Annotated in this window: 25 protein-coding genes; 9 read left to right on the top strand and 16 right to left on the bottom strand. The window is 69.9% G+C overall.

The annotated features are described in order from the left end of the window. Positions 1–15: 15 nt before the first annotated feature. Complete coding sequence (locus ACO0LV_RS15180) at positions 16–2,922, bottom strand: flippase-like domain-containing protein (RefSeq protein ID WP_424788761.1); 2,907 nt, start codon at positions 2,920–2,922, stop codon at positions 16–18. A 41-nt stretch (positions 2,923–2,963) separates the two neighbouring features. Continuing rightward, complete coding sequence (locus ACO0LV_RS15175; protein ID WP_424788760.1) at positions 2,964–3,731, bottom strand: CPBP family intramembrane glutamic endopeptidase; 768 nt, start codon at positions 3,729–3,731, stop codon at positions 2,964–2,966. A gap of 169 nt (positions 3,732–3,900) precedes the next feature. On the opposite strand from ACO0LV_RS15175, the gene glsA reads away from it, so the two are divergent. Continuing rightward, the gene (gene glsA / locus ACO0LV_RS15170; protein ID WP_424788759.1) at positions 3,901–5,172 is read left to right on the top strand and encodes a glutaminase A; all 1,272 of its coding nucleotides are present in this window, start codon (positions 3,901–3,903) and stop codon (positions 5,170–5,172) included. A 30-nt stretch (positions 5,173–5,202) separates the two neighbouring features. On the opposite strand, the gene ACO0LV_RS15165 is transcribed toward glsA, so the two are convergent. Beyond that, positions 5,203–5,538, bottom strand: a complete 336-nt coding sequence (locus tag ACO0LV_RS15165) for a metal-sensitive transcriptional regulator (protein WP_424788758.1) — start codon at positions 5,536–5,538, stop codon at positions 5,203–5,205. Between the two features lie 200 nt (positions 5,539–5,738). Here ACO0LV_RS15165 and ACO0LV_RS15160 point away from each other — a divergent pair, with 200 nt between their 5' ends. Continuing rightward, a complete protein-coding gene (locus ACO0LV_RS15160) occupies positions 5,739–6,821 on the top strand; it encodes a DUF2330 domain-containing protein (protein ID WP_424788757.1) in 1,083 nt (360 codons plus the stop codon). A 97-nt stretch (positions 6,822–6,918) separates the two neighbouring features. On the opposite strand, the gene purB is transcribed toward ACO0LV_RS15160, so the two are convergent. The 3 genes from purB to ACO0LV_RS15145 form a co-directional block, all read right to left on the bottom strand. After that, positions 6,919–8,352, bottom strand: coding sequence for an adenylosuccinate lyase (gene purB / locus ACO0LV_RS15155; RefSeq protein WP_424788756.1), 1,434 nt, complete (start codon positions 8,350–8,352; stop codon positions 6,919–6,921). Between the two features lie 167 nt (positions 8,353–8,519). Continuing rightward, the gene (locus tag ACO0LV_RS15150) at positions 8,520–9,296 is read right to left on the bottom strand and encodes a fructosamine kinase family protein (RefSeq protein WP_424788755.1); all 777 of its coding nucleotides are present in this window, start codon (positions 9,294–9,296) and stop codon (positions 8,520–8,522) included. Next, complete coding sequence (locus tag ACO0LV_RS15145) at positions 9,293–9,787, bottom strand: low molecular weight protein-tyrosine-phosphatase (protein ID WP_424788754.1); 495 nt, start codon at positions 9,785–9,787, stop codon at positions 9,293–9,295. The genes ACO0LV_RS15150 and ACO0LV_RS15145 overlap by 4 nt, the downstream gene beginning before the upstream one ends. 185 nt (positions 9,788–9,972) lie before the next feature. On the opposite strand from ACO0LV_RS15145, the gene ACO0LV_RS15140 reads away from it, so the two are divergent. Beyond that, positions 9,973–10,236, top strand: a complete 264-nt coding sequence (locus tag ACO0LV_RS15140; protein ID WP_424788753.1) for a hypothetical protein — start codon at positions 9,973–9,975, stop codon at positions 10,234–10,236. 31 nt (positions 10,237–10,267) lie between these two features. Next, complete coding sequence (locus ACO0LV_RS15135) at positions 10,268–11,737, top strand: WXG100 family type VII secretion target (RefSeq protein ID WP_424788752.1); 1,470 nt, start codon at positions 10,268–10,270, stop codon at positions 11,735–11,737. 60 nt (positions 11,738–11,797) lie between these two features. Here ACO0LV_RS15135 and ACO0LV_RS15130 read toward each other — a convergent pair whose 3' ends face one another. Beyond that, positions 11,798–12,193 carry a phage holin family protein gene (locus ACO0LV_RS15130; RefSeq protein ID WP_424788751.1) on the bottom strand — a complete coding sequence of 132 codons (396 nt, stop codon included), beginning with the start codon at positions 12,191–12,193 and terminating at the stop codon, positions 11,798–11,800. Positions 12,194–12,315: 122 nt separating this feature from the next. On the opposite strand from ACO0LV_RS15130, the gene hisC reads away from it, so the two are divergent. The 4 genes from hisC (at position 12,316) to ACO0LV_RS15110 (ending at position 17,556) form a co-directional block, all read left to right on the top strand. Next, the gene (gene hisC / locus ACO0LV_RS15125) at positions 12,316–13,404 is read left to right on the top strand and encodes a histidinol-phosphate transaminase (RefSeq protein WP_424788750.1); all 1,089 of its coding nucleotides are present in this window, start codon (positions 12,316–12,318) and stop codon (positions 13,402–13,404) included. Positions 13,405–13,642: 238 nt separating this feature from the next. Further along, positions 13,643–14,821: a pyruvate dehydrogenase (acetyl-transferring) E1 component subunit alpha gene (gene pdhA / locus ACO0LV_RS15120; RefSeq protein ID WP_424788749.1), complete on the top strand. Its 1,179-nt coding sequence runs from the start codon at positions 13,643–13,645 to the stop codon at positions 14,819–14,821. Then, entirely contained in the window at positions 14,818–15,924 is a 1,107-nt protein-coding gene (locus tag ACO0LV_RS15115; RefSeq protein WP_424788748.1) for an alpha-ketoacid dehydrogenase subunit beta, read from the top strand. Before pdhA ends, ACO0LV_RS15115 begins: the two co-directional genes overlap by 4 nt. Positions 15,925–15,963: 39 nt before the next feature. Continuing rightward, on the top strand, positions 15,964–17,556 hold the full coding sequence (locus ACO0LV_RS15110; RefSeq protein WP_424788747.1) for a dihydrolipoamide acetyltransferase family protein: 1,593 nt from the start codon (positions 15,964–15,966) through the stop codon (positions 17,554–17,556). A gap of 42 nt (positions 17,557–17,598) precedes the next feature. Here the strand turns inward: ACO0LV_RS15110 and ACO0LV_RS15105 are convergent, their stop codons facing one another. From ACO0LV_RS15105 to ACO0LV_RS15095, 3 genes are read right to left on the bottom strand one after another with little or no spacing between them, the layout of a single operon-like run. Beyond that, positions 17,599–18,252 carry a response regulator gene (locus ACO0LV_RS15105; protein WP_424788746.1) on the bottom strand — a complete coding sequence of 218 codons (654 nt, stop codon included), beginning with the start codon at positions 18,250–18,252 and terminating at the stop codon, positions 17,599–17,601. After that, the gene (locus tag ACO0LV_RS15100) at positions 18,249–19,010 is read right to left on the bottom strand and encodes a sensor histidine kinase (RefSeq protein WP_424788745.1); all 762 of its coding nucleotides are present in this window, start codon (positions 19,008–19,010) and stop codon (positions 18,249–18,251) included. Before ACO0LV_RS15100 ends, ACO0LV_RS15105 begins: the two co-directional genes overlap by 4 nt. Positions 19,011–19,031: 21 nt before the next feature. Next, entirely contained in the window at positions 19,032–19,280 is a 249-nt protein-coding gene (locus ACO0LV_RS15095; protein WP_424788744.1) for a hypothetical protein, read from the bottom strand. Positions 19,281–19,363: 83 nt separating this feature from the next. Here ACO0LV_RS15095 and ACO0LV_RS15090 point away from each other — a divergent pair, with 83 nt between their 5' ends. Next, positions 19,364–19,783: a hypothetical protein gene (locus tag ACO0LV_RS15090; RefSeq protein ID WP_424788743.1), complete on the top strand. Its 420-nt coding sequence runs from the start codon at positions 19,364–19,366 to the stop codon at positions 19,781–19,783. A 15-nt stretch (positions 19,784–19,798) separates the two neighbouring features. On the opposite strand, the gene ACO0LV_RS15085 is transcribed toward ACO0LV_RS15090, so the two are convergent. The 6 genes from ACO0LV_RS15085 to ACO0LV_RS15060 are packed head-to-tail and all read right to left on the bottom strand — an operon-like array spanning position 19,799 to position 25,243. Then, complete coding sequence (locus ACO0LV_RS15085; protein WP_424788742.1) at positions 19,799–20,695, bottom strand: hypothetical protein; 897 nt, start codon at positions 20,693–20,695, stop codon at positions 19,799–19,801. Further along, positions 20,692–21,816: a vWA domain-containing protein gene (locus ACO0LV_RS15080; protein WP_424788741.1), complete on the bottom strand. Its 1,125-nt coding sequence runs from the start codon at positions 21,814–21,816 to the stop codon at positions 20,692–20,694. Before ACO0LV_RS15080 ends, ACO0LV_RS15085 begins: the two co-directional genes overlap by 4 nt. After that, positions 21,813–22,838: a vWA domain-containing protein gene (locus ACO0LV_RS15075; RefSeq protein WP_424788740.1), complete on the bottom strand. Its 1,026-nt coding sequence runs from the start codon at positions 22,836–22,838 to the stop codon at positions 21,813–21,815. Before ACO0LV_RS15075 ends, ACO0LV_RS15080 begins: the two co-directional genes overlap by 4 nt. Then, entirely contained in the window at positions 22,835–23,335 is a 501-nt protein-coding gene (locus ACO0LV_RS15070) for a hypothetical protein (protein ID WP_424788739.1), read from the bottom strand. Before ACO0LV_RS15070 ends, ACO0LV_RS15075 begins: the two co-directional genes overlap by 4 nt. After that, positions 23,322–24,224: a DUF58 domain-containing protein gene (locus ACO0LV_RS15065; protein WP_424788738.1), complete on the bottom strand. Its 903-nt coding sequence runs from the start codon at positions 24,222–24,224 to the stop codon at positions 23,322–23,324. Before ACO0LV_RS15065 ends, ACO0LV_RS15070 begins: the two co-directional genes overlap by 14 nt. Then, positions 24,221–25,243, bottom strand: a complete 1,023-nt coding sequence (locus ACO0LV_RS15060; protein ID WP_424788737.1) for an AAA family ATPase — start codon at positions 25,241–25,243, stop codon at positions 24,221–24,223. Before ACO0LV_RS15060 ends, ACO0LV_RS15065 begins: the two co-directional genes overlap by 4 nt. Positions 25,244–25,553 lie beyond the last annotated feature (310 nt).

Below are 25,553 nucleotides of genomic sequence, written 5' to 3'. Positions count from 1 at the left end.
GCAGGTCACTCACGCTTACAGATCCTCCTTGCGCTGCAGGTACCGCCAGGCCGCCCAGCCCAGCGGAACCCGCAGCCAGAAGGTGAGCACCCGGAACAGCACCGCGGCCGAAGCGGCCGCCGCCGTGGCCAGGCCCACCGTGCGCAGACCGGCGGACAGGGCCAACTCCACCGTTCCCATCCCGCCCGGGGTGGGGGCGGCCGAACCGATCGTGTTCCCGGTCAGGTACACGATCGTCAAGGTGGTGATCGGAACCGACTGGCCCAGCGCGACCAGGGTGGCCACGAACGCAGCCAGGAAGCCTGCGGTGACCAGGAGTCCGCCCGCCAAGCCCAGCACCAGCCGCTGCGGCTGCCCGATCACCCACACCAGCCGGGGCCAGATCTGCCGCCAGGTGGGGAGCACCCGGCGTGCCAACCATGCCCTGACCCGCGGCACCAGCAGCACGATCCCGGCCACTGCGGCCACCACGGCCAGGGTGATCACCACCACCAGGGAGGGCAGTTGCCGCAGCGGCCCAGCGGTGCCCAGGGCCAGAGCCAGGACCACCAGCAGCAGCACTGTGGTGACGAACTGGGCCAGCTGCACCAGCCCCACCGTGGCCAGGGCCAACGAGGTACGTACCCCGCGGCGCTGCATGAACCTCACGCTCAGCGCAGCCGGACCCAGACCGGCCGGTGTGACCAAGGTCAGCACCGAGGCGGCCACCTGGACCAGGATGGTGCGCCACAGGCCCAGGCGCTCCGGGCAGAACGCCACCAGCGCCAGCGCGCCACCCAGGTAACTGACCAGGCCCAGGCCGAACGCGATGAGCATCCACGCCGGGTTGGCCCCGGCCACCACCTCGCGGACCTGGTCGAAGTTCAGGGTGGTCACCAGGATCCACAGCGCCACCACCAGGACGGTGAGCGTCACCACGGTGCGGGCCGAGAAGCGGTTCAGCCGGATCGGTTCGGCCCCAGCCCCCTCGGGCAGGTAGGACAGCAGCGCAGCGCGTAGGGCGTCCATGGTGGGCTTGTCCGAACGCGCAGCGGTGCGGGTGATCGGCGGGAAGGCAACCGGCTGCAGCAACGGGGCCAGTTCGGCCAGTTCCTCGGCGCTCAGCACCTGTCGCGCACCCTCGATGGCGGTGGTGACGTCGGTGTGCAGGGCGAACGCGGTGAGCAACTGGGCCCGGTCCACCCGCTGGGCCAGTGCAGAGGCAGCGATCTCGCCCTGCTCCCACCCGGTCAGCCACACCTGACCGGCATCATCCTCGCTGGTCCCGATCAGCACGGTCTCCACCGAGAGGTTGCGGTGGGCGATCCCGGCATGGTGGGCGGTGGCCAGCTGCTCCCAGGCGCGCGCCATCTCCCCCCGGGTGAGGGAGCCGGGGGACAGGTCGTGGGCGCTGCGGGCACCGCTGATGTGCTCACCCACCAGCAGCGTGGACTCCGCGGCCTTGGCGATACCGCGCAGTTTCGGACTCCGCACGCCGGCGGCGGTCGCGGCGTAGTGCATCAACGCGGCGCGCTCGGTGGCCTGGCGCAGCGAGACCGCGGTACGCCGCGCCAGTCCGCGCAGGCGCAGGGCGGTCCAGACCGAGGCGAGCATGCCGATCACCTGGCGGTCGTCGTCGAGCACCACCACGTCCCATCGGGTGCCGTCCACCGCGATGACGGCGTAAACCCGGTTGCGCCCATCCCGTTCGGTGGCCACCGTCGCCGCCGCCGGAACCGGCTGTCCGGCACGGAACCGGGACAGCATGCGGGCGCGCTGACTGCGGCCCGGTGGCACCTCCCCGGGCGTGGCGGGGTCCGCGCGGACAGAAGCCTGCGCGCGCACCGGGCTGGCGACCGACCGGCCCCTGTCGTCGATCATGACCGTCTGAGGCTGCAGGTCGGGATGCTGCGCGTGGTCCCCGAGCCGTACCAGCGCCAGCGGCTCGATCCCGGTGCGCCGGACTCCCTGCACCAGGTCGGCGCCGTGGGCGCGGTCGCTGCGTACCCCGGATCCGTACCGCATTGCCATGCCGGCGATCCGGCCCAGCAGAACCGTGACGATCGCCCCGACCAGGGTGGTGTCACCGGTGATCACCGAGATACCCAGGGCGATCCACAGCAGGTTCCACGAGAGGCCCACCACGGGCAACCGCCCGCGGCGCCCGACGGCGGTGAGCAGCCCGGCCAGGGCGGTCACCGTGGGCGTGATGGTGATGATCCACTCCCCGCCACGCCAGCGCAGTAGCGCCCGGGCCGCATCGGTGCCGGCGGCGAACTCGTTGACCGCCCACATCGCCGCGATCGCCAGCAGGTAGGCGGCCGCCGAGGCCACGACGGCCTCACCGACGCCCCGCAGGTTGCGGCGCAGCACCTGGGTGACGATCACCATCACTGGCAGCACCAGGATCAGGAAACCTTCGATCACCGTGACCGGGACCAGTAACAGGCCACGGACCGTCTGGGCCAGCGCGGACTGGACGTCCTGGGTGACTCCGGCGGTGGTGGAGTGGGCGTAGACCGACAGGATGAGGACCACGGCGATGCCGATCGCCGAGGCGATCAGGTGCAGCAGGTCGGCCGGTCGGCGCACCCGCTCGCTGGGCAGGTCCAGTACCTGCACGGTACGCGGGCCCTGGCCGGGTGGCTGCTCGCCGGGCTCACCGGCGACCTCGCGGTGCTCGGTCTGTTCATCGGGTTCCGTCGAGGCACCCTCCGCCGTCAGGCCCGCCGCCACACCGGCAGAGGCGGCTGAGTCCGACGCACCGGATCCGTGGTCCGCGGCGTCTGCGGCCCCGGGGCCGGCCGAGGGCCCTGCCGGCCGGTGCCACTCGTCGTCATCCTCCGGGGCACCGGGCGCGTCGGTGCCATCGGCCTGCGCCGCCCTCGCGGGGCGAAAGCCCTCCCGGGCTTCGACAGGCCCGGGCCGGCGGGGTGAACTCATGGTGTCGATAGTAGGAGGTGGGTCTATCGCATTGTGGCTGCTCAGCCCACACCCAGGGTGTCCAGCCATTGTGCGGGTAGGTAGGCATACCCCACGAAGGCCACCACATCCAGCAGGGTGTGGGCGATCACCAGCGGCATCACCCGCCGCCTGCGCAGGTAGAACCAGGTGAAGATCAGGCCCATGATCGCGTTGCCCACGAACGGGCCCCAGCCCTGATACAGGTGGTATCCGGCCCGGATCAACGCCGAGGTGACCAGCACCGCCCAGACCCGCCAGCCCAGTTCCTCCAGCCGTTCCACGAGGTAACCCACCACCAGCACCTCCTCCAGCAGTCCGTTCTTGAGCGCGGCGAGGATGAGCACCGGGATGGTCCACCAGTACTCCGCCAGGGCCGAGGCCTGTACGGCCACCGTGACACCCAGCGCCCGCCCGGCAACGTACAGGCCCAGGCCGGGGATGCCGATGAGTGCGCCCAGGCCCAGGCCCCAGGCCACGTCCTTACCCGGTTCACGCAGGTCGAGTCCGATGCGGCGCACCGCGCTACGCCCGTGGGCGCTGAGCAGGTACAGCGCCAGCGCGACGGGTACCAGGGCGAAGGTCAGGGAGAGCATCTGGTAGGTCAGGTCCAGATACGGCCGCACCGACTGGGAGGGGTTCAGCGTGGCGGTCTGCTCGCCCAGCGGCCCACGGCTCACCCGGTCGATGATGTTGACCACCGCGTATACCGCCGAGCGTCCCAGCGACAGGCCCATCACGATCCACACCTCGAGGCCGAGCCGGCGCCGCTGGGTGACTGGTGTGCTCATGGGGTCGTTATAGCGCATCGATGAGAGGGGCCCGTGCGCGAGCGGCGGCTCCGCCGTGATCGCAGTGCGGGGGTGCCCGGGCTTCGGGTGCGGGTGCTCGATGCCCGGACCTGCCGGTGGTGCCGGTGCGTGCGACGATGGCGGGATGAAATCGCCGGTATCAGATTACTTGGACGAGGTACTGAACGAGTGTGCCGATATCGCCGTCGGGCACGTGGCCGACTACATCCCGCAACTGTCGGAAGTGGATCCGTCGCTGTATGCGTTGGCGGTGTGCACGGTGGACGGGCATCTCTACCACGTGGGCGATGCCGGGACGGAGTTCACGATGCAGTCGATCGCCAAGCCGTTCACCTATGCGTTGGCGTTGCACGACCAGGGCTTGGAGGGGGTCCTGGAGAAGGTGGACGTGGAGCCGAGCGGGGAGGCCTACAACGAGATCTCCCTGGAGCCGGACTCCGGCCGCCCCCGCAACCCGATGATCAATGCCGGAGCGCTGGCCACCTACGCGCTGGTGCACGGCTCCGATGCTGCGCACCGCCGGCAGCGGGTCCTGGACTTCTACAGCGCCGTGGCCGGGCGGGACCTGGAACTGAACGGGGACGTGCTGGACTCCGAACTGAAGACCGCCTTCCGCAACCGGGCCATCGCCTACCTGCTGCGCAATGCCGAGATCATCGGTGGCGACCCCGGTGAGGTGGTCGACGGCTACAGCGCCCAGTGCTCGGTCTCGGTGACCGTGGACGATCTGGCGGTGATGGCCGCGACCCTGGCCAACGGTGGGGTGAACCCCGTGACGCACGCACACGTGGTCGAGCCCGGGGCGGTGCGCCAGACGCTGAGCGTGATGCTCACCTGCGGCATGTACGACTCCGCCGGCGACTGGGTCACCTCGGTGGGCATCCCGGCCAAGAGCGGGGTCTCGGGGGCGATCCTGGGCGTGCTACCGGGCCAGGTGGGCATCGCGGTGTACTCCCCGCCGCTGGACAAGCACGGGAACAGCGTGCGCGGCGTGGTCACCTTCGAACGACTCTCCGCGGACATGGGGCTGCACATCATGTCCGGACCCAAGGCCACCTCGGGGGTGATGTCGGAGGCCTACGTGGCCGACCTCGCCGATGGGGCGGGGCAGGTGAGCGTGTATGAGATCCAGGGCGACATCCGCTTTGCCGGGGCGGAACTGATCGCGCGGGAGTTCATCGACAATCCGCCGCAGACGTCCCGGGTGATGATCGACGTGTCCCGGGCCGGGGGGTTCGACGACGTCGCACGCCGGATCATTCGGGAGGTGCTCCGGCGCCTGATGAGCCAGCAGGACAGAGACGTGTACCTGGTGGACCCGGATGAGTACCTGGGCGCCTACTCCGAGGAGGAGGAACCGGGGGATGGTGCCGACGTGCCGGAGATGCTGGCGGAGGCCGGCGATCTGATCAACGAGTGAACCTCCGGCGATACCGTACGGACGGGTCCCTCAGGACCGCACCATGCGGGCGATCGCGGCGGTGGCCTCAGCCACCTTCTCCTTGCCCTCTTCGGGGGATGAGCGCGCCGCGTCGACCACGCAGTGCTCCATGTGGTCCTCCAGCAGGCCCAGACCCACCGCCTGCAGCGCCCTGGTCACCGCGGAGATCTGGGTCAGCACGTCGATGCAGTACGTGTCGGACTCCACCATCCGGGCGATCCCGCGGACCTGGCCCTCGACCCGGCGCAACCGCCTGAGGTAGGCGTCCTTCTCCGCGTCATACCCGTGCGGGGCCGTGGGTTCGGCTGCGGCGCCTGCGTTCGAGGTCTCGACAGTGTGAGTCATAGCGCACATCCCTCCAGGTCAGCGCAATGCATATACCCCCATAGGGTACCACGCGTGATCCTCGCCACGCCTCCGGCTACGGAAAGGTCACGATCGGTCCACCGGCGGTCTCAATCCGGTATCAGGCCGCGCCGTCCTCGCGGAATGCGCTTAACGTACCGTGCATGTGCCCACCGCTGACGCCGCTACGACGAGTGGTCGTGACGACCCTCGTCACGATGCTGCTGGCGGCGCTGCTGGTCCTGGTGCCGGGTGCGGCGCGGGCATGTGCGTGCGGGGCGTTCGTGAGCGCCGAGGACGCCGAGGTGCAGGTGCAGCGCGAGGTCGCCGCGATCAGTTGGGACGGCCAGACCGAACGGATCGTGCTGTCGCTGTCGGCGCTGTCGAACTCGGGTGAGGCCGCGCTGCTGGTGCCAACCCCGGCCCCCGCGCAGGTGGCACTGGCCGAGGAAGGGCTCTTCGAGGCGCTGGAGGAGGTCATCGCCCCGGAGGTGGAGGTGAGTTACTACTGGTGGCCCCGCTCGGATGAGGGCGATGGCAGTCCGACGTCCGGCTCCGACGTGGCGGTGTTAGAGCAGGTGGATCTGGGCCCGGTGGAGGCCAGCGTGCTCAGTGCCTCCGATCCCGACGAACTGGCCCGGTGGCTGGCCGAGCACGAGTACGTCATGGACGACGCTCTCGCCGCCGCGGTGGCACCGTACGTGAGTGAGGGCTGGTACTACGTGGCGGTGCGGATGACGGCGGATCAGAGCCTCTCCGGGCAACTGCCTCCGCTGGACATCACCTTCGACTCCTCCTCGGTGGTCTATCCGATGCGGATGTCCGCCGCAGCAACCACCCCCCAGCACGTGCGCACCTACGTCTTCGCCGACCAGCGCATGACACGCGCCGACGCCAGCGCTCAGAGCACCACCGTGAACCTGCGCTACGCCGACTCCCCGGACCCGGCCGCCGTGACCAACGGCACCCTGTCCGAACTGCTCGAGGCCGGACCGTACCTGACCGTGGTGGACCAGTCGTTCTACTCCCCGGGCGCGCAGGTGGTCTCCGACTTCGTGTTCGAGCGCTCCAGCAACGGGGGCGACCACCGGGAGGTGGTGGTCGAGGAGCGGCTGCTGCTCATCGCCGGGCTGCCCGCCGGGCCCCTCGCCCTCGGTGCCGGGCTGTTCGTGCTGGTTGTGGGGGGCTCGGGCCTGGTGTGGTGGCGACGACGCTCCGCCGGCCCGGTCCCGCAGCGGGCATCGACCTGCCCTACCGAGACCCCCGCCCCCGTCGAGACCTGACCGGCGGCCCCGTCCGGTCCTGCTGGGTCCGCCTGGCCCTGCTGCTGCCCGTGCGGAGCAACTGAGCGCCCGCTCCGGGTGTGCGACAACTGCGCACTCATTCCAGGTGCGCGACCAGTTGCGCGGCCAGACCGGTGTAGGTGGCGGGGGTGAGGTCCAGCAACCGGGCCCGGACCTCCTCGGGCAGACCGAGGTCGGCGATGAAGGCCCGCATCGCCGCGCCGTCCACCCTTCGCCCCCGCGTCAGGTCCTTCAGGCGCTCGTACGGGTCGGCCATGCCCTGGGCACCGGCCACCGAGGCAGCCCGCATCGCGGATTGCACCGCCTCGCCGAGCACCTCCCAGTTGTCGTTCAGGTCCTGCGCCATCGCCTCGGCGGACACGTCCAGCCCGGCCAGCCCGCGGCGCACGTTATCCAGCGCGAGCATCGAGTGCCCCAGCCCCACCCCGATGTTGCGCTGGGTGGTGGAGTCGGTCAGGTCTCGCTGCAGGCGCGAGGTGACCAGGGTCGCGGACAGGGTGTCCAGCAGCGCACAGGAGATCTCCAGGTTCGCTTCGGCGTTCTCGAACCGTATCGGGTTGACCTTGTGCGGCATCGTGGAGGATCCGGTGGAGCCCTGGGCGGAGAGTCGTTGGGTGAAGTAGCCCAGCGAGATGTAGGTCCACACGTCGGTGGCCAGGTTGTGCAGCACCCGGTTGAACCGCGCGATGTCGCCATAGAGTTCGGCCTGCCAGTCGTGGCTCTCGATCTGAGTCGTCAGCGGGTTCCAGGTCAGGCCCAGGTGCTCCACGAACATCCTGGCCACCCGCTCCCAGTCCGTCTGGGGCACCGAGATCACGTGAGCGCCGTAGGTGCCGGTGGCGCCGTTGATCTTGCCCAAGTACTGGGCGGAGTCCACGCGGCGCAATTGGCGACGTAGCCGGTGGGTCAGCACGGCCAGTTCCTTCCCGAGGGTCACCGGGGTGGCGGCCTGGCCATGGGTACGGGCCAGCATGGGCACGTCGGCGTGCTCGCGGGCCATCTGCGCGAGGTCGTCGGTCACCTGGCGCGCGGCGGGCAGCCACACCGCACTGATCGCGCTGCGCACGGTGAGGGCGTAGGCGAGGTTGTTGATGTCCTCGCTGGTGCAGAAGATGTGCACGATCTCGCTGGTGTCCGGGAGTACCGTCTCCGGTCCGAGGTGCTCCGGGGAGGCGGCCAGGCGCCGCTTGAGGAAGTACTCCACAGCCTTGACGTCGTGACGGGTCTCTGCCTCGATACCGGCCAGTTCGGCAACCTCGGCAGCGCCGAAGCCGGCGGGGATGGCCCGCAGGTAGTCCACCTCCGCCGCACTCAGGCGCGGTGCCCCCGGTAGTGCACCGACGGCGCCCAGGTGGATCAACCACTCCACCTCCACGTGCACCCTGGCCCGGTTCAGCGCCGCCTCGGACAGGTGGTCCACCAGGGGAGCGGCGGCGGCGCGGTAGCGTCCGTCCAGGGGGCCGAGGGCGATCGAGGGTTCCAGGTCGGCCAGTCGCACGGAGAAGTCCATGGACACATCTTCCCAGAGGCGGTGCACGGCGGTGGACCGGCGTGGCGAGGCCGACCACATGGTCGGCCGGCCGGGAGCATGTCGGGGGCGCGGGCGGCTGGCGCCGGTGGTCGGGGCGTGCCGTCGAGGGTGCACGCCCCGGGTGGAGGACCGGTGCTCGGTGCGCCTCAGGCGTAGGGCTGCGCCGCGGAGACCGCGGCTTCGGCGTACCCACCACCGAACAGCACCGTGTGCACCAGCAGCGGGTTCAACTGGTGCAGCGACACGCGCTCCTGCCACCCCGGGGCCAGGGCCGAGACCTCCTGGTAGCCGGTGAGGACCCGCTCCAGGTGAGCGAGCCCGAACAGGTCCAGCATCCCCAGGTCGGTCTCGGCGTGCCCACCGTGGGCGGTGGGATCGATCAGCACCGCCGACCCGTCGCGGGCATCCCAGAGCACGTTGCCGTTCCACAGGTCCCCGTGCAGGCGGGCGGCACCCTGTACGAGGTCGGGCTGGTCATGGTCGAGGTCACCGGCGACCAGCCGCTCGACGACCCGCTCGATCACCGCCGCACCGTCCGAACCGATCCTGCCCTGCTCCACGGCTCTGCGCAGGAAGGGCAGCACCCGGTGGTGGGCGTAGAACTCACCCCACCCGGTGGCCTCGGCCGGCCCGGGCGCCGGCGGTAGCGGGGCCTGACCCATGTAACCGGGGGTGTCGCCGGGGATGAACCCGAAGTACGGCGCACCCGCGGCATGGGTGCGAGCCAGGTTCGCACCGAAGTCGGCCGCGGCCTCCGGCGCGGCCGGCCCGGAGTCGATCCGTTCCAACTCCAGCCGGCCCGGGCCCACCGAGACCACCTGCGCCACCCGTACCCCGTCCTCGGCCCGGCCCAGCCACCGGAGCCCGTCGGCCTCGAAACAGGCCGCGTGCGGGGCGGGGAAGCGGGTCTTGGTCCAGGTCACGGTAGCTGGCCGCGCACGTACTCCACCACACCGGGCACAGCGGCTGTGACCGCCTGGTAGGTCAGGGTGAAGTCCCGCTCGTCGCCGTAGTAGGGGTCGGCCAGGTTCAGGTCCGCATCGACGCGGGCCTGCTCATCGAAGCTACGGAACAGGTGCACCCGCTCCGCGGCCTGCTCATCGGGGGCCATCGCGACCAGGTCCCGGTAGTGGCCCACGTCCGCGGCCAGGATCAGATCGGAGTCGGTGAACGCCTCGGCCAGGAACTGGCGGGCGGAGTGCACCGGGAAGGAGTGCCCGGCACCCTCCAGGACCGCGCGGGCACGGTGATCCATGTCATGCCCCAGGTGCCAGTCGCCGGTCCCGGCGGAGCCCACCTGGACGCGATCATCCAACCCGGCCTCGGAGAAGGCTTCGCGCAGGAGGACCTCCGCGATCGGGGAGCGGCAGATGTTTCCCGTGCAGACGACGGTCACGGTGTAGGGCTTGGACATACCCCCATTGTGCTCCTCGGGGCGCCGATGTCGACGCCCCGGGTGGCTCTGCGTGTCCTGCGCCCGGCATCCGCAGGCCCGCATGGGGCGAGCCGGTATCCACAGGGCGCGGCGGGCAAGCACGTTCAGATGGTCCGGCGTTCTAGCCTGCCGGCACCGGAGCAGCGAACACCGAGGGGGCAGCCGTGGGAGGTCTGCAGCCGTTACCGTCGGCGACATGGTTGCTGGGCGCGGCCGGGCACCATGCCGAGCAGGCGAGGCAGTTGCTGACGCTCGCCGGCACCGGTGACTGGCGCGGCCATGCCGCCATCGCCTACGCCTACCGGTTGTCCTCGCTGGCGCGAGCGGTGACGGCCCTGGCTGATGAACTCGCCACTGCGGGGTGGTCGGCCGGCGCGCACGAGAATGAGTTGCGCGTCGTGCAGGCGCAGTACGGGCAGGCACGATGACCATCGTGTCCGTCGGCACCGGTGGTGCCGCGTGAGGATCGAGCCGGTGGCCGATGTGCCGTTGTGGGATTCCACGGCCGCGCATGCCAGCGAGCAACTGACGGTGCACGGGGTTCGGGTGCAGGTGGATCCGGGCGAACTGCGCGCCCTGGCACACCAGATCAGCCGCGCGCAGGCCGAACTCGACCAGGCCCTGAACCACGCACGGAGGGCGGGGGCGACCCTGGAGTCCACGATCCCGTACGCGCCGGTGAGTGGGAAGCGCGCGGCGGAGGCGGTGTGGACGGCGCTGGCCCGGCGCCCCGCGCTCAGTTCGGCGCTGACCAGCCTGGCCGGGGATCTGCGTACCGCTGCCCGGGAGTACCTGGACCGTGAGCAGCGGGTGCGCCACTACATCAGCACCTACCAGGTGCCGCACCGGGGTCCGATGTGCCGGGCACCGCGTCCCCTCAGCGTCCGGGGCGCCTTCGGGGACCTGTTCGCCTACCCGGGTCGGGTGCTGGGGGCGATCCAGGGCACAGTGGTGGAGTCGGCGGTGAACCGACGTTGGTCGCCGTCGGGCGCCCAGACCGGGTACCTGTTGCGCGAACTGACCTCCATCTACGACGTCGGCGGTGCACTGCAGGGGGGAAGTTCGATCCAGGTCTTCGCCTCGGTGGTGAACCACGTCACCACCGCCGGGGTGAGCACTCGGGTGGCGAGTCGCAAGGTTGCGCCTCCGCCGATCCGGGCCGGGGCGTCCCCGAACCAGGGTTCGGCACCACGGGCCGGGGAGCATCCACCGCCGACCACCACCGTCACCGGCTTGGTCCGCAACATCGGTGCCCTCTACCCCGAGCGCGGCGCTGAGCCGGGCACCGTGCGCGTGGACCGGCTGGTTGCCCCCGATGGCACCGTGAGCTGGCAGGTGCTCGTTCCGGGCACCCAGTCCCGGCACAGTTTCTGGAACGGGCCCTTTCCCAACGACTGGGCCTCCAACGTGCAGGTATTCGCGCGGCAGGACTCCGCGGCGAGCGCGGCGGTGATCGCCGCGATGCGCGCCGCCGGGGTCGGGGCAGGTGAGGAGGTGCTGATCGCCGGTCACTCCCAGGGTGGTCTGGTGGCGGCGGACCTGGCGGCCCGCGAGGAGGTGCGCGGAGAGTTCGCGATCTCCTCGGTCCTGACCATCGGCGCCCCGGTGAACCACATCGAGATCCCCGAGGGTGTCGCCGTCCTGCAACTGGAACACACCGACGATCTCGTCACGGGCCCGGACGGTAGGCCCGCTCCCATCACGCCCGAGCGAACCACCGTGACACGGGACGTCACCGCCGCATCGCCGTGGTACCGGGTAGGGGGTGTGACGCAGAGCCACGACATCCCGGCCTATGCCGAGACGGCGCACCTGGTCGATGCGAGCACCGACCCGGCGGTGCGGAACTGGCGGGCCGCCAGTTCCGGCATGCTCGATCCCCGCACCGAGGTCACCTCGACCTACGTCCAGTCCGTGCGGGTGCCCTGAGTCAACCCGGTTGCCAGCCTGTCTGCGCGGGTGCGCCCACGAACCGGCACCGCACCGGCCTCAGCGACGCCCGTTGGAGTTCCTCGACCCCGGGATCACCAGGCTCAGGACCAGGGTGATCACCGCGATCAGGAGCGCGCCCAACACAGCCGTACCGAACCCGTCCACGTCCAGGCCCACCCCGACCAGTCCGCTGAGCCAGCTGGTCAGCATCAGCATCAGCGCGTTGACCACCAGGAAGAACAACCCCAGCGTGAGGATGTACAGCGGCAGCGAGATGATCTTCACCAAGGGCTTCACCAGGGTGTTCACCACCGTGAAGATCAGCGCGACCACGGCGACCACGAACAGGGTGTGCTGCCAGGAGCCGTCGCTTTCCACCTCGATCCCGTTGATCCACAGGGAGGCCACCCAGATGGCGAAACCGGAGATGATCAGTCGCAGGATGAAACGCATGGGCCCATTGTGGCACCGCGTGTTGCCGTGAGCACAGCACCTGGGCGAATCCACGGCGAGCCGTCCCGCAGCCCGTGCCGGCCTGGCATGCTGGGCCCATGCCGGAGAAACCACCCAGTCCCGTGACTTCGGAGATCGGCGGGGTGCGGCTGCGTGCCGCGCTGGAGGATCTGCCGCACTACGTGCCCGGGGCCGGCGGATCCAACGCCTCGGTCTTCAAGCTCTCCTCCAACGAACTCCCGGGGCACATGCTGCCGGCGGTGACCGCAGCGGTGATCGATGCCGCCGAGGACGCGAACCGGTACCCGCAGATGTACGCCGACCGGCTCACCGAGGCGATCGCGGACCGGCACGACCTGATGGTCGATCAGGTGCTGGTGGGGAACGGCTCGGTGGCGCTGATCGAACTCCTGCTGCGATCAATGTGCGCCGACGGCGATCAGGTGGTCTATCCCTGGCGATCCTTCGAGGCCTACCCGATCCTGGTGCAGGTCACCGGGGCCGACGGGGTGCAGGTGCCGCTGCGGGCCGACGGCGGTCATGACCTGGCCGCGATGGCGGAGGCCATCACCGGGCGTACCCGGGTGGTGCTGCTGTGCAGCCCGAACAACCCCACCTCCGCGGCGATGTCACACGCCGACCTGGTCGCCTTCCTGGACCGGGTCCCCAGGAACATCATGGTGATCCTGGATGAGGCCTACGTCGACTTCGTACGCAGTCCCGACCCGATCGACTCCGTCCCGCTGCTGCAGAGGTACAAGAACCTCGTCGTGCTCCGTACGTTCTCGAAAGCCTACGGGCTCGCCGGCTTGCGCGTCGGGTACGCCCTGGCCCGGCGCCGGCTCGTGCGCGCCCTTCGCACCGCGTCCACCCCGTTCGGGGTGAACAGTCTGGCTCAGGTCGCCGCGGTGGCCGCGCTGAACCAGCGCGAGGCCGTCTCGGCCGCGGTGGACGAGATCGTCTCCGAGCGGGACCGGGTCGTCTCGGCGTTGCGGGAGCAGGGCTGGCAGATCCCTGAACCCCAGGGGAACTTCTACTGGTTGCCGGTGGGGGACCGGGCGCTGGCACTGGCTGAGGACGCCGCCGCGTCGGGCGTGATGGTGCGCCCCTTCGCCGGCCACGGGGTCCGGGTCACCGTGGCAGAGGCCGAGGCCAACGACATCGCGCTGTCCGTGGCATCGCGCTGGGTCTCTGCGGCAGTCCGGCGCTGACGCCACACAGACACTCCGGCTGTTGGAGGAAACCTACAAAACGCTGCTACCCGATTGGGGAGAATCGCACAGCAGCAACCTACGGTTGCGTAGCCTACGCTTGCGTAGGTTGCTGAGGCCGGATGCATGGTGTGACCCACCAACCCCGGCTGATGTACACCACTCACACCCCGGATGCGCCACACCCAGGCGCCCCGGGGTGTGTGTACAACAGCTAGTCCTCGATCAAGGAGAACCTGTGGTCGCCAGCAGTGAGACCTCTCCGGCACCGGTACCTCATCACACCGAGGACGCCTTCGGCGGCGCCGGCAACCTCGATGCCTCCGCGCACACCGTGCAACTGCTCACCCCAACCGGGGAGCGCGTGTCCGACCACCGCTACGACCCCCTGGTGGAGCACCTCGACACCGACGCGCTCGCCGGCCTGTACCGGGACATGGTGCTGGTGCGGCGCTTCGATGCCGAGGCCACCTCGCTGCAGCGACAGGGCGAACTCGGCCTGTGGCCGCCCTCGCTCGGCCAGGAGGCCGCGCAGATCGGGTCCGGTCGGGCGATGAACCCACGCGATTACGCCTTCCCCTCCTACCGCGAGCACGGGGTGGCCTACACCCGCGGACTGGATCTGACCGAGCTGCTGCACCTGTTCCGGGGCCAGGACCACGGCGGCTGGGATCCGGCCCGGCACAACTTCCACCTCTACACGCTGGTGATCGGCTCGCACACCCTGCACGCCACCGGCTATGCGATGGCGATGCAGCGCGACGGGGACGTGGGCACCGGGGATCCGGACCGCGACCGGGCCGCGGTCGCCTACTTCGGCGACGGCGCGACCTCCCAGGGCGATGTGTACGAGGCGATGGTCTTCGCCGCCGTCAACGATGCCCCGGTGGTGTTCTTCTGCCAGAACAACCAGTGGGCGATCTCCGAGCCGGCCACCCGCCAGTCCACGGTGCCACTGGCCCAGCGGGCCACCGGCGTGGGCATCCCCTCGGTGCGCGTGGACGGTAACGATGTGCTGGCATGCCACGCCGTCACCCTCGAGGCGCTGCGCCGGGCCAGAGCAGGTGGCGGGCCCACGATGATTGAGGCGGTCACCTACCGGATGGGCGCCCACACCACCTCCGACGATCCCACGCGCTACCGCAGCCGCGCCGAGGAGGATCTGTGGCGCAGCCGCGACCCGATCGACCGGCTCCGCCTCCTGCTGGAGGCTGAGGGCATCGGTTCGGACTTCTTCACCGAACTGGACCGGGAGGCCGAGGAACTGGGAGAGCGGTTGCGGGACTACTGCCGATCCCTCGCTCCACCGCCGCCCAGCGCGATGTTCGAGCACGTCTACGCGACCGAGCACCACCTGGTCACCGCCGACCGGGAGTGGTTCGACACCTACCAGGCCGGATTCGAGGAGGGTCAATGAGCACCGGACCCACGTCCCCGCCGGCTGCGGGCACCGAGCAGCTCCCGCTGGCCAGGGCGATCAACCTCGGCCTGCGTCATGCCTTGGAGCGTGACCCGAAGGTGCTGCTGATGGGGGAGGACATCGGCGCCCTGGGCGGGGTGTTCCGGGTGACCGACGGGTTGTTGAAGGACTTCGGCGCCAGCCGGGTGGTCGATACCCCGTTGGCCGAGTCCGGCATCGTGGGGACCGCGATCGGGATGGCGATGGCCGGCTACCGACCGGTGGTCGAGATCCAGTTCGACGGGTTCGTCTTCCCCGCCTTCGACCAGATCACCACCCAGTTGGCCAAGATGTCCTACCGCTCCCGTGGCGCCGTGCAGGTGCCGGTGGTGATCCGGATCCCCTATGGCGGCGGGATCGGGGCGGTGGAACACCACAGCGAATCGCCGGAGGCACTGTTCGCCCACACTCCCGGGCTGCGGGTGATCAGCCCGGCAACGGCCGGGGACGCCTACGCCATGATCCAGGACGCGATCGCCTGCCCCGACCCGGTGATCTTCCTCGAACCCAAGGCACGGTACTGGGAGAAGGGTCCGGTGCGCGTGCGTCCACCGGGCCGGACCGGCCCGGGCGGCCAGGACGTCGGCACCGAGCAGTCCGGCCCGGGTGCGCACTCCGCGCAGGACGAGCAGCCGCCGTCGGTCTTCGACCCGGGCGCCATCCAGAACGCCACCGTGGTACGCGAGGGCACCGACATCACCCTGGCCGGGTACGGGCCGACGATGCGCACCATCGTGGCCGCCGCCCAGGCGGCGCAGGAGGAGGGCACCAGCGCCGAGGTGATCGATCTGCGCTCGGTCTCCCCACTGGACATCGACACCGTGGCCACAAGTGTGCGCAAGACCGGGCGCCTGGTGGTGGTCCACGAGGCCCCGACCTACTTCGGGGCAGGGGCCGAACTGGCCGCGAGCATCTCGGCCGAGTGCTTCTACCACCTGCAGGCGCCGGTGCTGCGGGTCGGTGGTTTCCACACCCCCTACCCGGTGGCCAACCTCGAGGAGGACTACCTGCCCGACCTCGACCGCATCATGCACGCCATCGACGACTCCCTGAGCCACTGAACCTGAACTCTGAACTTGCACACCGAACCAGGAGCCCCGATGCCCCAGTACGTGACATTCGCCCTCCCCGACGTCGGTGAAGGCCTGACCGAGGCCGACATCGTGGAGTGGAAGGTCGCCGCCGGTGACCGTGTTCAGGTCAACCAGGACATCGTGGAGATCGAGACCGCCAAGTCGCTGGTCGATCTGCCCTGCCCCTACACCGGCGTGGTCAGCGAGTTGCTGGTGGAGGTGGGGCAGACCGTGGAGGTCGGCGCCGCGATCATCGTGATCGACACCGACCCGGGCGGGGAGGCGGCTTCCGACGACGGCGGTGCCCAGCAAGAAGGCGCCGCGTCTGGTGACGACGCTCGCTCGAGCCGGGGGGTCGGCGAGGCCACCGACGCAGCCGCTGCGCCCGGCGAGGACACCGGCACGAACGCTGGGGCCGGCGAGGACGCGGCCTCCGGCCAGGGGGCCGGCCAGGACACGGACTCCGGCGGACCGGACGCCAGCGGCACCGAGGAGCCCAGCGGCGACGTCCTGGTGGGTTACGGCACCAAAGGCGTGCGCACCCGCCGTCGCCGCCGCGCCACCCCCACCCCCGCCTCCACTCCCACTCCCGCGAGACCGGTCAAGCGCGATCAGGCCAGCCGCGCGCCGGACCGGTCTCAGGGGCGTTCGTCCGGCTTCACGGGGGCCGGCGCCGGTCTCACGGGACCGAGCGCCGCGGGCGGTGAGCAGACCGGCCACGTGCTGGCGAAACCGCCGGTGCGCAAACTCGCCAAGGACTTGGGGATCGACCTGGCCCGGGTCCCGGGCACCGGCCCGGGCGGAATCATCACGCGCGAGGACGTCGTGGCCGCCCAGGCTCAGGAGGGGGCACGGAGCCTGGCCACCTATCCCGGCGATGACCAGCCCTGGCTGGATGGGAGCACTGTCTCCGAGGACGGCCGCCAGTCCCGCGTGCCGGTACGCAGCGTGCGCCGGCGTACCGCCGAGGCGATGGTGACCTCAGCGTTCACCGCCCCGCACGTGACGGTGTTCACCACCGTGGACGTGACCAAGACGATGAAACTCGTGGAACGGCTGCGCGCCGACGCAGAGTTCGACGGCGTCCGGGTAACACCGCTGCTCATCGCTGCCAAGGCACTGATCCTGGCGATCCAGCGCAACCCCGCGATCAGCGCCGCCTGGGACGAGCAGGCCCAGGAGATCGTCTACAAGCACTACATCAACCTCGGCATCGCCGCGGCCACACCGCGCGGGCTGGTGGTGCCCAACATCAAGGACGCCCACCGGATGAACCTGCACGAGCTGGCGGTGGCGATCGGTGACCTCACCGGCACCGCCCGGGCCGGGAAGACCACCCCGCAGGCGATGAGCGACGGCACGGTGACCATCACCAACGTGGGTGTCTTCGGCATCGACACCGGAACCCCGATCCTGAACCCGGGGGAGTCGGCGATCCTGGCCTTCGGCGCGATCGGTCAGCGCCCCTGGGTGCACAAGGGCAAGCTCAAGGCCCGCTGGGTGACGCAGCTGGCGTTGTCGTTCGACCACCGCCTGGTGGACGGTGAACTGGGTTCGCGCGTCCTGGCCGATGTTGCCCGGGTGATGGCGGACCCGACACAGGGCCTCGTCTGGGGCTGAGCGGACCGACGAGGAGCGGCTGCGTGCTCATCGGTGCCGATCTCAGTCGTGGTAGAGCCCGGCTCGGTGAGCGAGGATCGCCAGTTCGGTACGGTCGCGGGCATCCAACTTGGTCAGGATCCGGCTGACGTAGGTCCGGGCGGTGGCGTGACAGAGGTAGAGGTCAGCGGCGATCTCGCGGTTGGTCCGGCCGTGGGCGATCTTGGTGAGTACCTCGACCTCCCGCTCGGTCAGGCTGGACAGGTCCACCTGGTCGGCGGCGGGGCCCGGCGTGGCCGCGATGTGCGCCATCACCTTGCGGGTGACCTGCGGGGAGAGCAGGTTCTCCCCCTGGGCGACCGCGTGCACCGCGCGGCGCAGGTCTGCGGAGGGTGTGTCCTTGAGCAGGTACCCGGCGGCCCCGACCCGGACGGCTGCGAGAATGTCCTCATCGTCATCGAAAGTGGTCAGGATGAGCACCCGGGTGCTGCTCAGTTCCGGGGCGGCGCAGATGGTGCGGGTGGCCTCGATGCCGTTCATCGCCGGCATCTGCAGGTCCATCAGGACCACGTCGGGTCGGTGGCGATGGACTGCCCGGATCGCGCTGTGCCCGTCGCCGGTCTCGGCCACCACCTCGATCCGCGGGTCGAGGCTCAGGAGGGTGCGCAGACCCGTGCGGACCAGTTCCTGGTCATCAGCCAGCAGCACAGAGATCATCGGGTCCCTCCGGCCCGGCCGTCCGGGTCCGGCCGGGTGGGAGGGTAGTCCAGCGGCAGGTGAGCCCGGACCACGAACCCGTTGTCCTCCTGCTGTGCCGTGAGGTGCCCGCCGACGTTCACGGCCCGTTCCCGCATACCCCGGATTCCGTAACCGGGCCCGCCCGCGCCGGTGTCGGCCCGACGCGGCGGCCCGGGGTCGCAGATGACGATCCGCACCTGCCCGTCTGCGGTGGTGACCGCTATCCGGGCGGCATCGGCCTCCGAGTGCTTGACCACGTTCGTCAGGGATTCCTGGATGATCCGGTAGGCGGTGGCCTCCAGGTGCCGCGGGAGCTCGCCGGGCAGGGTGATCTCAGTGTCGACGTCGATGGGCAGGTGAGCCAGCAGCGAGCGCTGCAGATCGACGAGTGTCGCCGGCGCGGGGCTCGGTTCCCGCCGCTGCAAGGTGCGCACCGTACGGCGCAGTTCGCTCATCATCGCCCCGTTGGTCTTCTGCACCACCTCCAGAGCGTCGCGGGCGGTCTCCGGGTGCGTGACCATGGACTCCCGCGCGATGTTGGTGTGCATCGAGATCACCGTGCCCTGGTGGCCCAGGGAGTCGTGCAGTTCCCGTGCGACATCCGCGCGCTCGGTGGTGATGGCGGCCTGCGCCAGGGCACGCTCACGCTCCTCGGTGGCCCACAGCAGCCGGGTGGAGTTCACCCGCAACTGGTTGCGCAGCCGTAGACCGGTGCCCAGTGCGATCGCTGCGGCCATCAGCAGCACATCGTTGGCGAGTCATAGCCGACCAGCAACGCCACGTCCGGCCCTTCGGCCAGCCGCACACCGTATCAACGAGCCGAGCATCAGCGCCCGCAGGTAGGGCACCACCTGGGGACCGCGGTCGCTGCCCAGGTTCGCGCTGATCATGGCGGCCAGGGTGGCGAACAAGGAGATGGCCAGCACCGTATCGAGCAGCCAGCCCTGCACCGCCGAATAGCGGGCGTCCACCTGCGCCTTCGCCTCCCGAGAGCCAAGCCACGTCATCACCGTCCCGGGCGCAGCGGCTGCACCTGATCCTGCTCCTGGGCGCGGTCGCCCTGACCCGGCCGCTGCTGCACATCACCGGTGTGATCGGTGGTCCTGTTCCGTCCGGGCCGCTACCGGTGCTGGCCGTCACGGCCGCGATTACGGCGGTGTGGGTCGCCGCGGTACTCCTCGCCGGTGCCCCGTTCGGGGCGGCGACCATCCTCGTCGGCCTCATTGCCCTGGTCCTGGTCTGGCGCACCAGGGCCGTGCGGTACCTGCTCGCTTCCAGCCTGGCCGCCTTCGGCCTGGGCAACGCCCTGTTCTCCGTATTGTTCGCCTGGCCGCGCAACGTCATCATGTTCGAGCAAGGTGCGCAGGTGCACTCGGTGTCCTACCTGGAGCAGATCGCCCAGGAGTTCATGCTCGGGCACTGGGTGCGGCTGGTGGCGTCACTGATCACCGCGATCCTGGCGGGGGCCGGTTTCCTCACGCTGTCTCGCCGCCGGCTCACCGCCGGGTAGGCAATCCCGGTTCCCTCACCAGTTCTGGCCGGAGCCGTCGCCGCCGCTTTCCTGCTGCTCCTGCTCCTCACGGTCCCGCTGCGCCTGGCGGTTGCGCTCCTCCAGTTCCTCCTCGCGCGGGTCACCCGGCTCCTCCGTCTCGGTCTCGGTCGGGTCCCCGTTGTCTCCGTTGTCGGTCTCGGTTTCCGTCGGGTCCCCGTTCTCACCGTCGTCGGTCTCGGTGGGATCCTCGTCCTCACCGCCCTCGGGGGTTTCCTGTTCCTGCTCCCCCTGGCCGCTGTCCTGCTGGTCCTGCTGCTGTTGCTCCTGCTGCTCCTCGGCCTGGTCCTGGCTCTCCTGTTGACGCTCGTCGGCCTCCTCGGCCTCCTCACCCCCGCCGCCGCCGTCGACGCAATCGGCCAGCATCTCCTGCGCCTGTTCGTAGTAGTCCAGCGCGGTGCCGGGGTCCTCGGCCAGCAGGGCCTCATCGCCCAGGCCCTCCAAGGACAGCGAGTAGTTGGTGCGCACCGCGCACTCCAGTTCCCCGCGTGGTTCCTCCTCGGGGGCCTTGGGCACCAGATCCAGGGCCATGCCCAGCGGCACGGTGGCGCCGAAGAAGTCCCCGGCGGAGTACACCGCGGTGCCGGCGTTGAAGTAGGGCTTCCACGGCTCCACCACGTTGAAGAACTCCAGATGGCCGAACCGGGTGGCTGCGGTGTTGTGGTTCTCGTTGTCGTAAGCGCTGATCCCGGCGGTATTGATGACCACCGCGGAGAGGAACTTCACCGCCACCAGGAACGCCAGCAGCACCACCGGTGCGGACCACCAGAGCAGCAGGCGCCGCCGGCGACGCAACGTCTCGGCGAAGCGCGCGTCCCGGATCTCCTCGGTGGTCTTGAACTCACCGGGCGGTGGCAGGATCTGCGTACTCATAGTGCGCCCACCTTCCTGGCGCCGTCGCCGGCACTCGAACCAGTATCCGCACCGGAACCCGAGCCGGATCCCGGACCCGAGCCCGAGCCGGAGCGACGCCGGTCCCGCTCCGCCCCGTCGTGACCGCGCCGGTTCCTGGGCATCTCCCGGGTCAGCTCCCACGCCTCCCAGGCCAGCAGGAGGGCCAGCACCGCGGCCGCGGGCCAGTAGACGTCGGCGTAGTGGCGTACGTCGCGCCGCCCGTCCTCGGCGATCTCGTCCACATCGATGCCCGAGACCAGGTGGTCCACACCGTCCGGGCTGATCCGGTGGTCGTAGGCCAATCCCAGGTCCGCAGCCAAGGTGCGCAACTGGCCCTCATCGATCACCGAGACCGCGGGCTCCCCGGTGGCCGGGTCCATGATGTAGGGCGCATCGGTGCCCGGCCCGGAGTTGGCGGTACCGTCGTAGGAGCGCATGTTTCCGCCCTGCGGAGTGCCGTATCCCAGCACCGCACCGCCGTCGACCAACTCCGCCAGTGGGGCGTAGGAGTCGACCTCGCCGCCCTCGGCCTCGTTGGTGTTCTCGCCGTCGGAGAAGAAGAACACCAGCCGCACGTTCGCCGGGTTGCGTTCTGCCGCGGCACTCAGGGACTCCCCGAGCGCCTCCAGCGGCCGGTCGATCGCCGAGCCTGCCGAGTATGTCGTGATCTCCTGATTCACCGTGTCCGCCCAGGACCGCACCGCCCGGGAGTCGGTGGTCAGCGGCAACTGCCGGGTGGCCTGGGAGTCGAACCCGATGATCGTGTAACGCGCACCGGGCATCGCCTCGGTCAGGGCCACCAGGTCGTGGCGCACACCCTCCAGGCGGGGCTGGGTGCCGTTGTAGTCCTCCGCAGCCATAGAGCCGGTGCGGTCCACGACGAAGAACAACTCGGCGTTCGAACTCACCTGGGTGCTCTGGCTGCTGGGTACCGCAGGGGTCAGTGCGATCGCGATCAGGGCCAGGACCATCCCGCACCGGCGCAGCCAGTGCAACCTGCGCTGCCCGCGGCCACGCACCGACTGCCAGATCGTCAGCGCCAGCAGCGGGGCGAACACGATCGCGGTGACCCACAGCGGCCACATCATCCGCAGCGTCATGAGCGCAACCTCCACACGCCCAGTTGGTAGAGCACCAACAGGACCACCAGGATGCTGAAGTAGCGCTCCGGGGTGTCGGTGACGATCACCTCGGGGGTCGCGTCCAGGTCCACCGCCTGCTGGGCGGAGATCTCATCGATGATCTGCGGCACCGCATCCGGGTCGTCGACGTGGTGGAACAACCCGCCGTGGCGTTCGACCGCATCGCGGTACTCGGCCTCCTCCTCGGCCTGCCGTGGATTGTTGGTGGGGGCGTAGATCCCGTGCAGGCTGATGTCGCGTTCGTTCACCATGTCCACGGCCTCGTCCAGGCTGAACACGCCCTCACCGAACACCTCGTTGTCCCCGGCGAGGATGATGGTGCGGGAACGCTCGGTGTCGGCCTCGTCGAAGTTCAGGGCGCAACTGGCCAGGCCGTCACCGATCAGGGAGGAGGCATCTCCGCTGCCGCCCTCGGTGCCGGTGATGAACCGGATCAGCCGGTCCACCTTGGCCGAGTTCAGGTTGTCCACGGGGGAGTAGATGTCGAAGTCCAGCGCCTCGGCGGCCTCGGTCAGTTCGGCCTCGACCAGGTCGTAGTCATCGGTGAGGGGGAACACGGTGCGGGAGGTGGAGTTCCAGATCGACAGCGCGATCCGCTCCCCATCGAACTCCGGCAGCATGGTCAGGAACTTCTCGGCGATCTCGGTGTCGTACTCGATCATGGAACCGGACACGTCCAGGCACAGCACGATGTCGCGGTAGGCCATCTCCTCCGCGCGCAGGTCCCGTTCGACCGGGCGCGCGGCCAGGACCCCGGTCAGCACCGTGGCGCCCAGCAGCAGCACCCCCATGAACCCCAGCGCCGTGCGGTAGCGGCTGAGCCGGGACCGGTAGGAGCGCAACGTGGTCAGGTAACCGGCGTTGGCCACCCAGCGCACGTCCTGGTGCTCGGTGGGGCGGCGCCGGGCGAACCAGCCCAGGATCCCCAGGATCACCACGGCGAGCACAACGGCTGCGATCGCCCACGGGTGCATCGTCACCACTCGGAGATCACCGCCCGCGCGTCGTTCGTGGCGGACAGCGCCTCGGCGTCGGAGTCGATCGCGAAGGCCGGCTCCTCGTAGTCACTGAGCAGGTCGGTGAGCCGGTCGGTGCCCTCCAGCCGGGCCAGTTCGCTCACGGTCAGGGAACTGGTGTCCATCCGCAGCCGGCCGTTGGCGAAAGTGCGCAGGATGTGGTTCAGGTCCAGGTGCAGGCTGCGCAGGTCCGTCTCACCCTCGCGGTAGCGTTCCTCGGCGGCGTCGACCTCCTCCAGCGTGGTGCTGCGCAACGAGGCCCACTGATCGCGGCGGCCACGGCGTTCCGTGGTGGCCGGGCGCTCGCGGGTGTACCGGAACACGAACACGTACCAGGCCGCGATCAGCACCAGTAGCGCGATTCCGATGATCAGCACCCAGGGTGCGAACGCGAACGGGTCCACCGGGTCGTGGATGGACACCGCGGTGATCTCGGCGGCGATCACGTCAGCGGCGGACACGCTTCTGCCTCCGCAACAACTCGATCATCCGGTCCACCAACTCGTCCTCGCTGTTCGCGGTCACCCCTTCCACGCCCTGCCGGCGCAGCATCGCCTCCACGTCCAGGCGCCGCTGCGCCGCGGCCTGGGCCGCCTCGGCCGCCAGGTCGCTCCGCGAGCGCAGGAACTCGGGGATCTCCAGCGGCACGTCCACGTCCTGCACGGGTTGATCCACCTCGTCGGTGGGCAGCGCGTCCCCCACCCGGAAGACCATCACCTCGTGCCGGGTGCGCAGTCGTTTGATCGACAGTTCATGGTCCGGTTCGGGCCGGGCCTCATCGGTGATCACCACCACCAGCGACCGGCGCGGGAACCAGGTGAGCACCCGGTCCAGCACCCGCTGCAGGTCCGAGGGCGGGGAGGCCAGGTCCAGCATCGCCTCGTAGCGACGCAGCAGCATCTCCATGTGCAGGTTGCCGCCGCGGGCCGGGATCTGCTGGATGCGTTCGGAGTCCCCGGCCACCATCGCCACGGTGTCGCCGCGGGCACGGGCGAGGAAACAGACCACCTCGGCCGCGAACATCGCCACGTCCGACTTCGGCCCGCCCGATGGCGCGGTGGCTGCCATGTTCCGCCCGGTGTCCAGGGCCAGCACCATCGCCAGGTTCGAGTCGCGCACGAACCGGCGGATCACCGGGATCGCGTTGGATGCCGAGGCCTTCCAGTCGATGTCCCCGACGTCGTCACCGAACTGGTACAACGCCATCTCGTCGAAGTCCTGGCCGTGCCCGGAGTAGATCGACCGGTGCCGCCCCTCCAGCAGCCCCGAGGCCCGCCGGACGGTGGGCAGGTCGAGGCGTGCCCGGATCTTGGCCAGCCGGGACGTGGTCCGGGACGCCGGGGTCGTCACGGGCTGGGCACCGCCGCGAACACCGCGTCGATCAGCGACTCCGGGGCCACGTTGTTCGCCAGCGCGTCGTAGGTGCGCACGATCCGGTGCCGCAGGATGGAGTGCCGCAGTGCCTTGACGTCATCGGGTACCACGTAGGCGCGGCCGGCTTGGATGGCCAGGGCCTGGGCGATGCGCATGAGTGCGATCCCCCCGCGAGGGCTGGCCCCCACCCGCACGTGCTGGTTCAGGTTCGGCAGTGGCCGCGGGCCGCCGCCGCGGGTGGTGTTGATCAGCGCCACGATGTACTGCTTGATCGAGGTGTCCACGTACACCTTCGCGGCCAGGGCCTGCATGAACTCCACGTCGGCCAACGACACCGGCTCGGCGGTGATCGGCGCCGCCATCGAGCCGTCGTTGATGCGCACCAGGATGTCCACCTCCTCATCCGGGCCCGGGTAGGTCAGCACCTCCTTCATCAGGAACCGGTCCATCTGCGCCTCGGGCAGGACGTACGTGCCCTCCTCCTCGATCGGGTTCTGCGTGGCCAGCACCATGAAGGGCTTGGGCAGCGGGAAGATCTCACCGCCGATGGAGGTCTGCTTCTCCTGCATGGCCTCCAGCATCGCCGACTGTGTCTTGGCGCTGGAACGGTTGATCTCATCGAGCAGCACCAGGTTGGCGTGCACCGGACCGAGCTGGGTGGAGAACTCGCCCGTGGCGTAGTTGTAGATCTGGGTCCCGACGATGTCGTTGGGCATCAGGTCCGGGGTGCACTGGATCCGGTGGAAGGACCCCCCGACGGCCTGCGCCAGTGTGTGCGCCGCGGTGGTCTTGGCCAGGCCCGGCACCGACTCCAGCAGCACGTGCCCCCCGGCCAGCAAGGACGAGACCAGCGCGGTCCGCAGCGCCTGCTGACCCACGATCCGCTGATCGAACACGCGGGTGATCCGGCCGAGCAGTTCGGTGGCCCGCGCCGTCTCGTCGTAGGAGATCGGGGAGGTTCTCGGCGCCAGGTGCGACGCAGCGGTGCTGGACATGGTCTCCACTCACGTATCGGGGCTGCTCATCGGCGGGGCGAGACAGGATCTCGGTTCGGAAAATCGGTCGGGTAACGATCGGTGCCGCCACGGCGATTATGCCAGCCGAATCTGGTAGTGACGCGGGACCGTGATGGGCAGCACTGCCCATCGACCCCGGCCCGAGCACGACGCAACAATGAGGTCAGGGGACGGGAATGGCCCGCCTCGGGCCGGTTGCCATGGCACCAGCGGTGGTGCGCACGCGGGTCACCCACGTGCGCATCACCGCGGCCACGGCAGCCACGACCGGGCCGCTCCTGCGTCCGTG

It is taken from the genome of Pseudactinotalea sp. Z1739, assembly GCF_049725055.1.
In the GTDB taxonomy this organism is placed as follows: domain Bacteria; phylum Actinomycetota; class Actinomycetes; order Actinomycetales; family Beutenbergiaceae; genus CALKWS01.
This window is presented reverse-complemented; position numbering and strand designations above follow the sequence as displayed.

Excerpts from the sequence above, each read along its gene's own strand:
- ACO0LV_RS15095 (WP_424788744.1), bottom strand. The coding sequence starts at position 19,280 with ATGACGTGGCTTGGCTCTCGGGAGGCGAAGGCGCAGGTGGACGCCCGC.
- ACO0LV_RS15175 (WP_424788760.1), bottom strand. The coding sequence starts at position 3,731 with ATGAGCACACCAGTCACCCAGCGGCGCCGGCTCGGCCTCGAGGTGTGG.
- ACO0LV_RS15085 (WP_424788742.1), bottom strand. The coding sequence starts at position 20,695 with ATGAGTACGCAGATCCTGCCACCGCCCGGTGAGTTCAAGACCACCGAG.
- ACO0LV_RS15180 (WP_424788761.1), bottom strand. The coding sequence starts at position 2,922 with ATGAGTTCACCCCGCCGGCCCGGGCCTGTCGAAGCCCGGGAGGGCTTT.
- purB (WP_424788756.1), bottom strand. The coding sequence starts at position 8,352 with ATGGACTTCTCCGTGCGACTGGCCGACCTGGAACCCTCGATCGCCCTC.
- ACO0LV_RS15100 (WP_424788745.1), bottom strand. The coding sequence starts at position 19,010 with ATGGCCGCAGCGATCGCACTGGGCACCGGTCTACGGCTGCGCAACCAG.
- ACO0LV_RS15080 (WP_424788741.1), bottom strand. The coding sequence starts at position 21,816 with ATGACGCTGCGGATGATGTGGCCGCTGTGGGTCACCGCGATCGTGTTC.
- ACO0LV_RS15145 (WP_424788754.1), bottom strand. The coding sequence starts at position 9,787 with ATGTCCAAGCCCTACACCGTGACCGTCGTCTGCACGGGAAACATCTGC.
- ACO0LV_RS15165 (WP_424788758.1), bottom strand. The coding sequence starts at position 5,538 with ATGACTCACACTGTCGAGACCTCGAACGCAGGCGCCGCAGCCGAACCC.
- ACO0LV_RS15115 (WP_424788748.1), top strand. The coding sequence starts at position 14,818 with ATGAGCACCGGACCCACGTCCCCGCCGGCTGCGGGCACCGAGCAGCTC.
- ACO0LV_RS15060 (WP_424788737.1), bottom strand. The coding sequence starts at position 25,243 with ATGTCCAGCACCGCTGCGTCGCACCTGGCGCCGAGAACCTCCCCGATC.
- ACO0LV_RS15110 (WP_424788747.1), top strand. The coding sequence starts at position 15,964 with ATGCCCCAGTACGTGACATTCGCCCTCCCCGACGTCGGTGAAGGCCTG.
- ACO0LV_RS15105 (WP_424788746.1), bottom strand. The coding sequence starts at position 18,252 with ATGATCTCTGTGCTGCTGGCTGATGACCAGGAACTGGTCCGCACGGGT.
- ACO0LV_RS15130 (WP_424788751.1), bottom strand. The coding sequence starts at position 12,193 with ATGCGTTTCATCCTGCGACTGATCATCTCCGGTTTCGCCATCTGGGTG.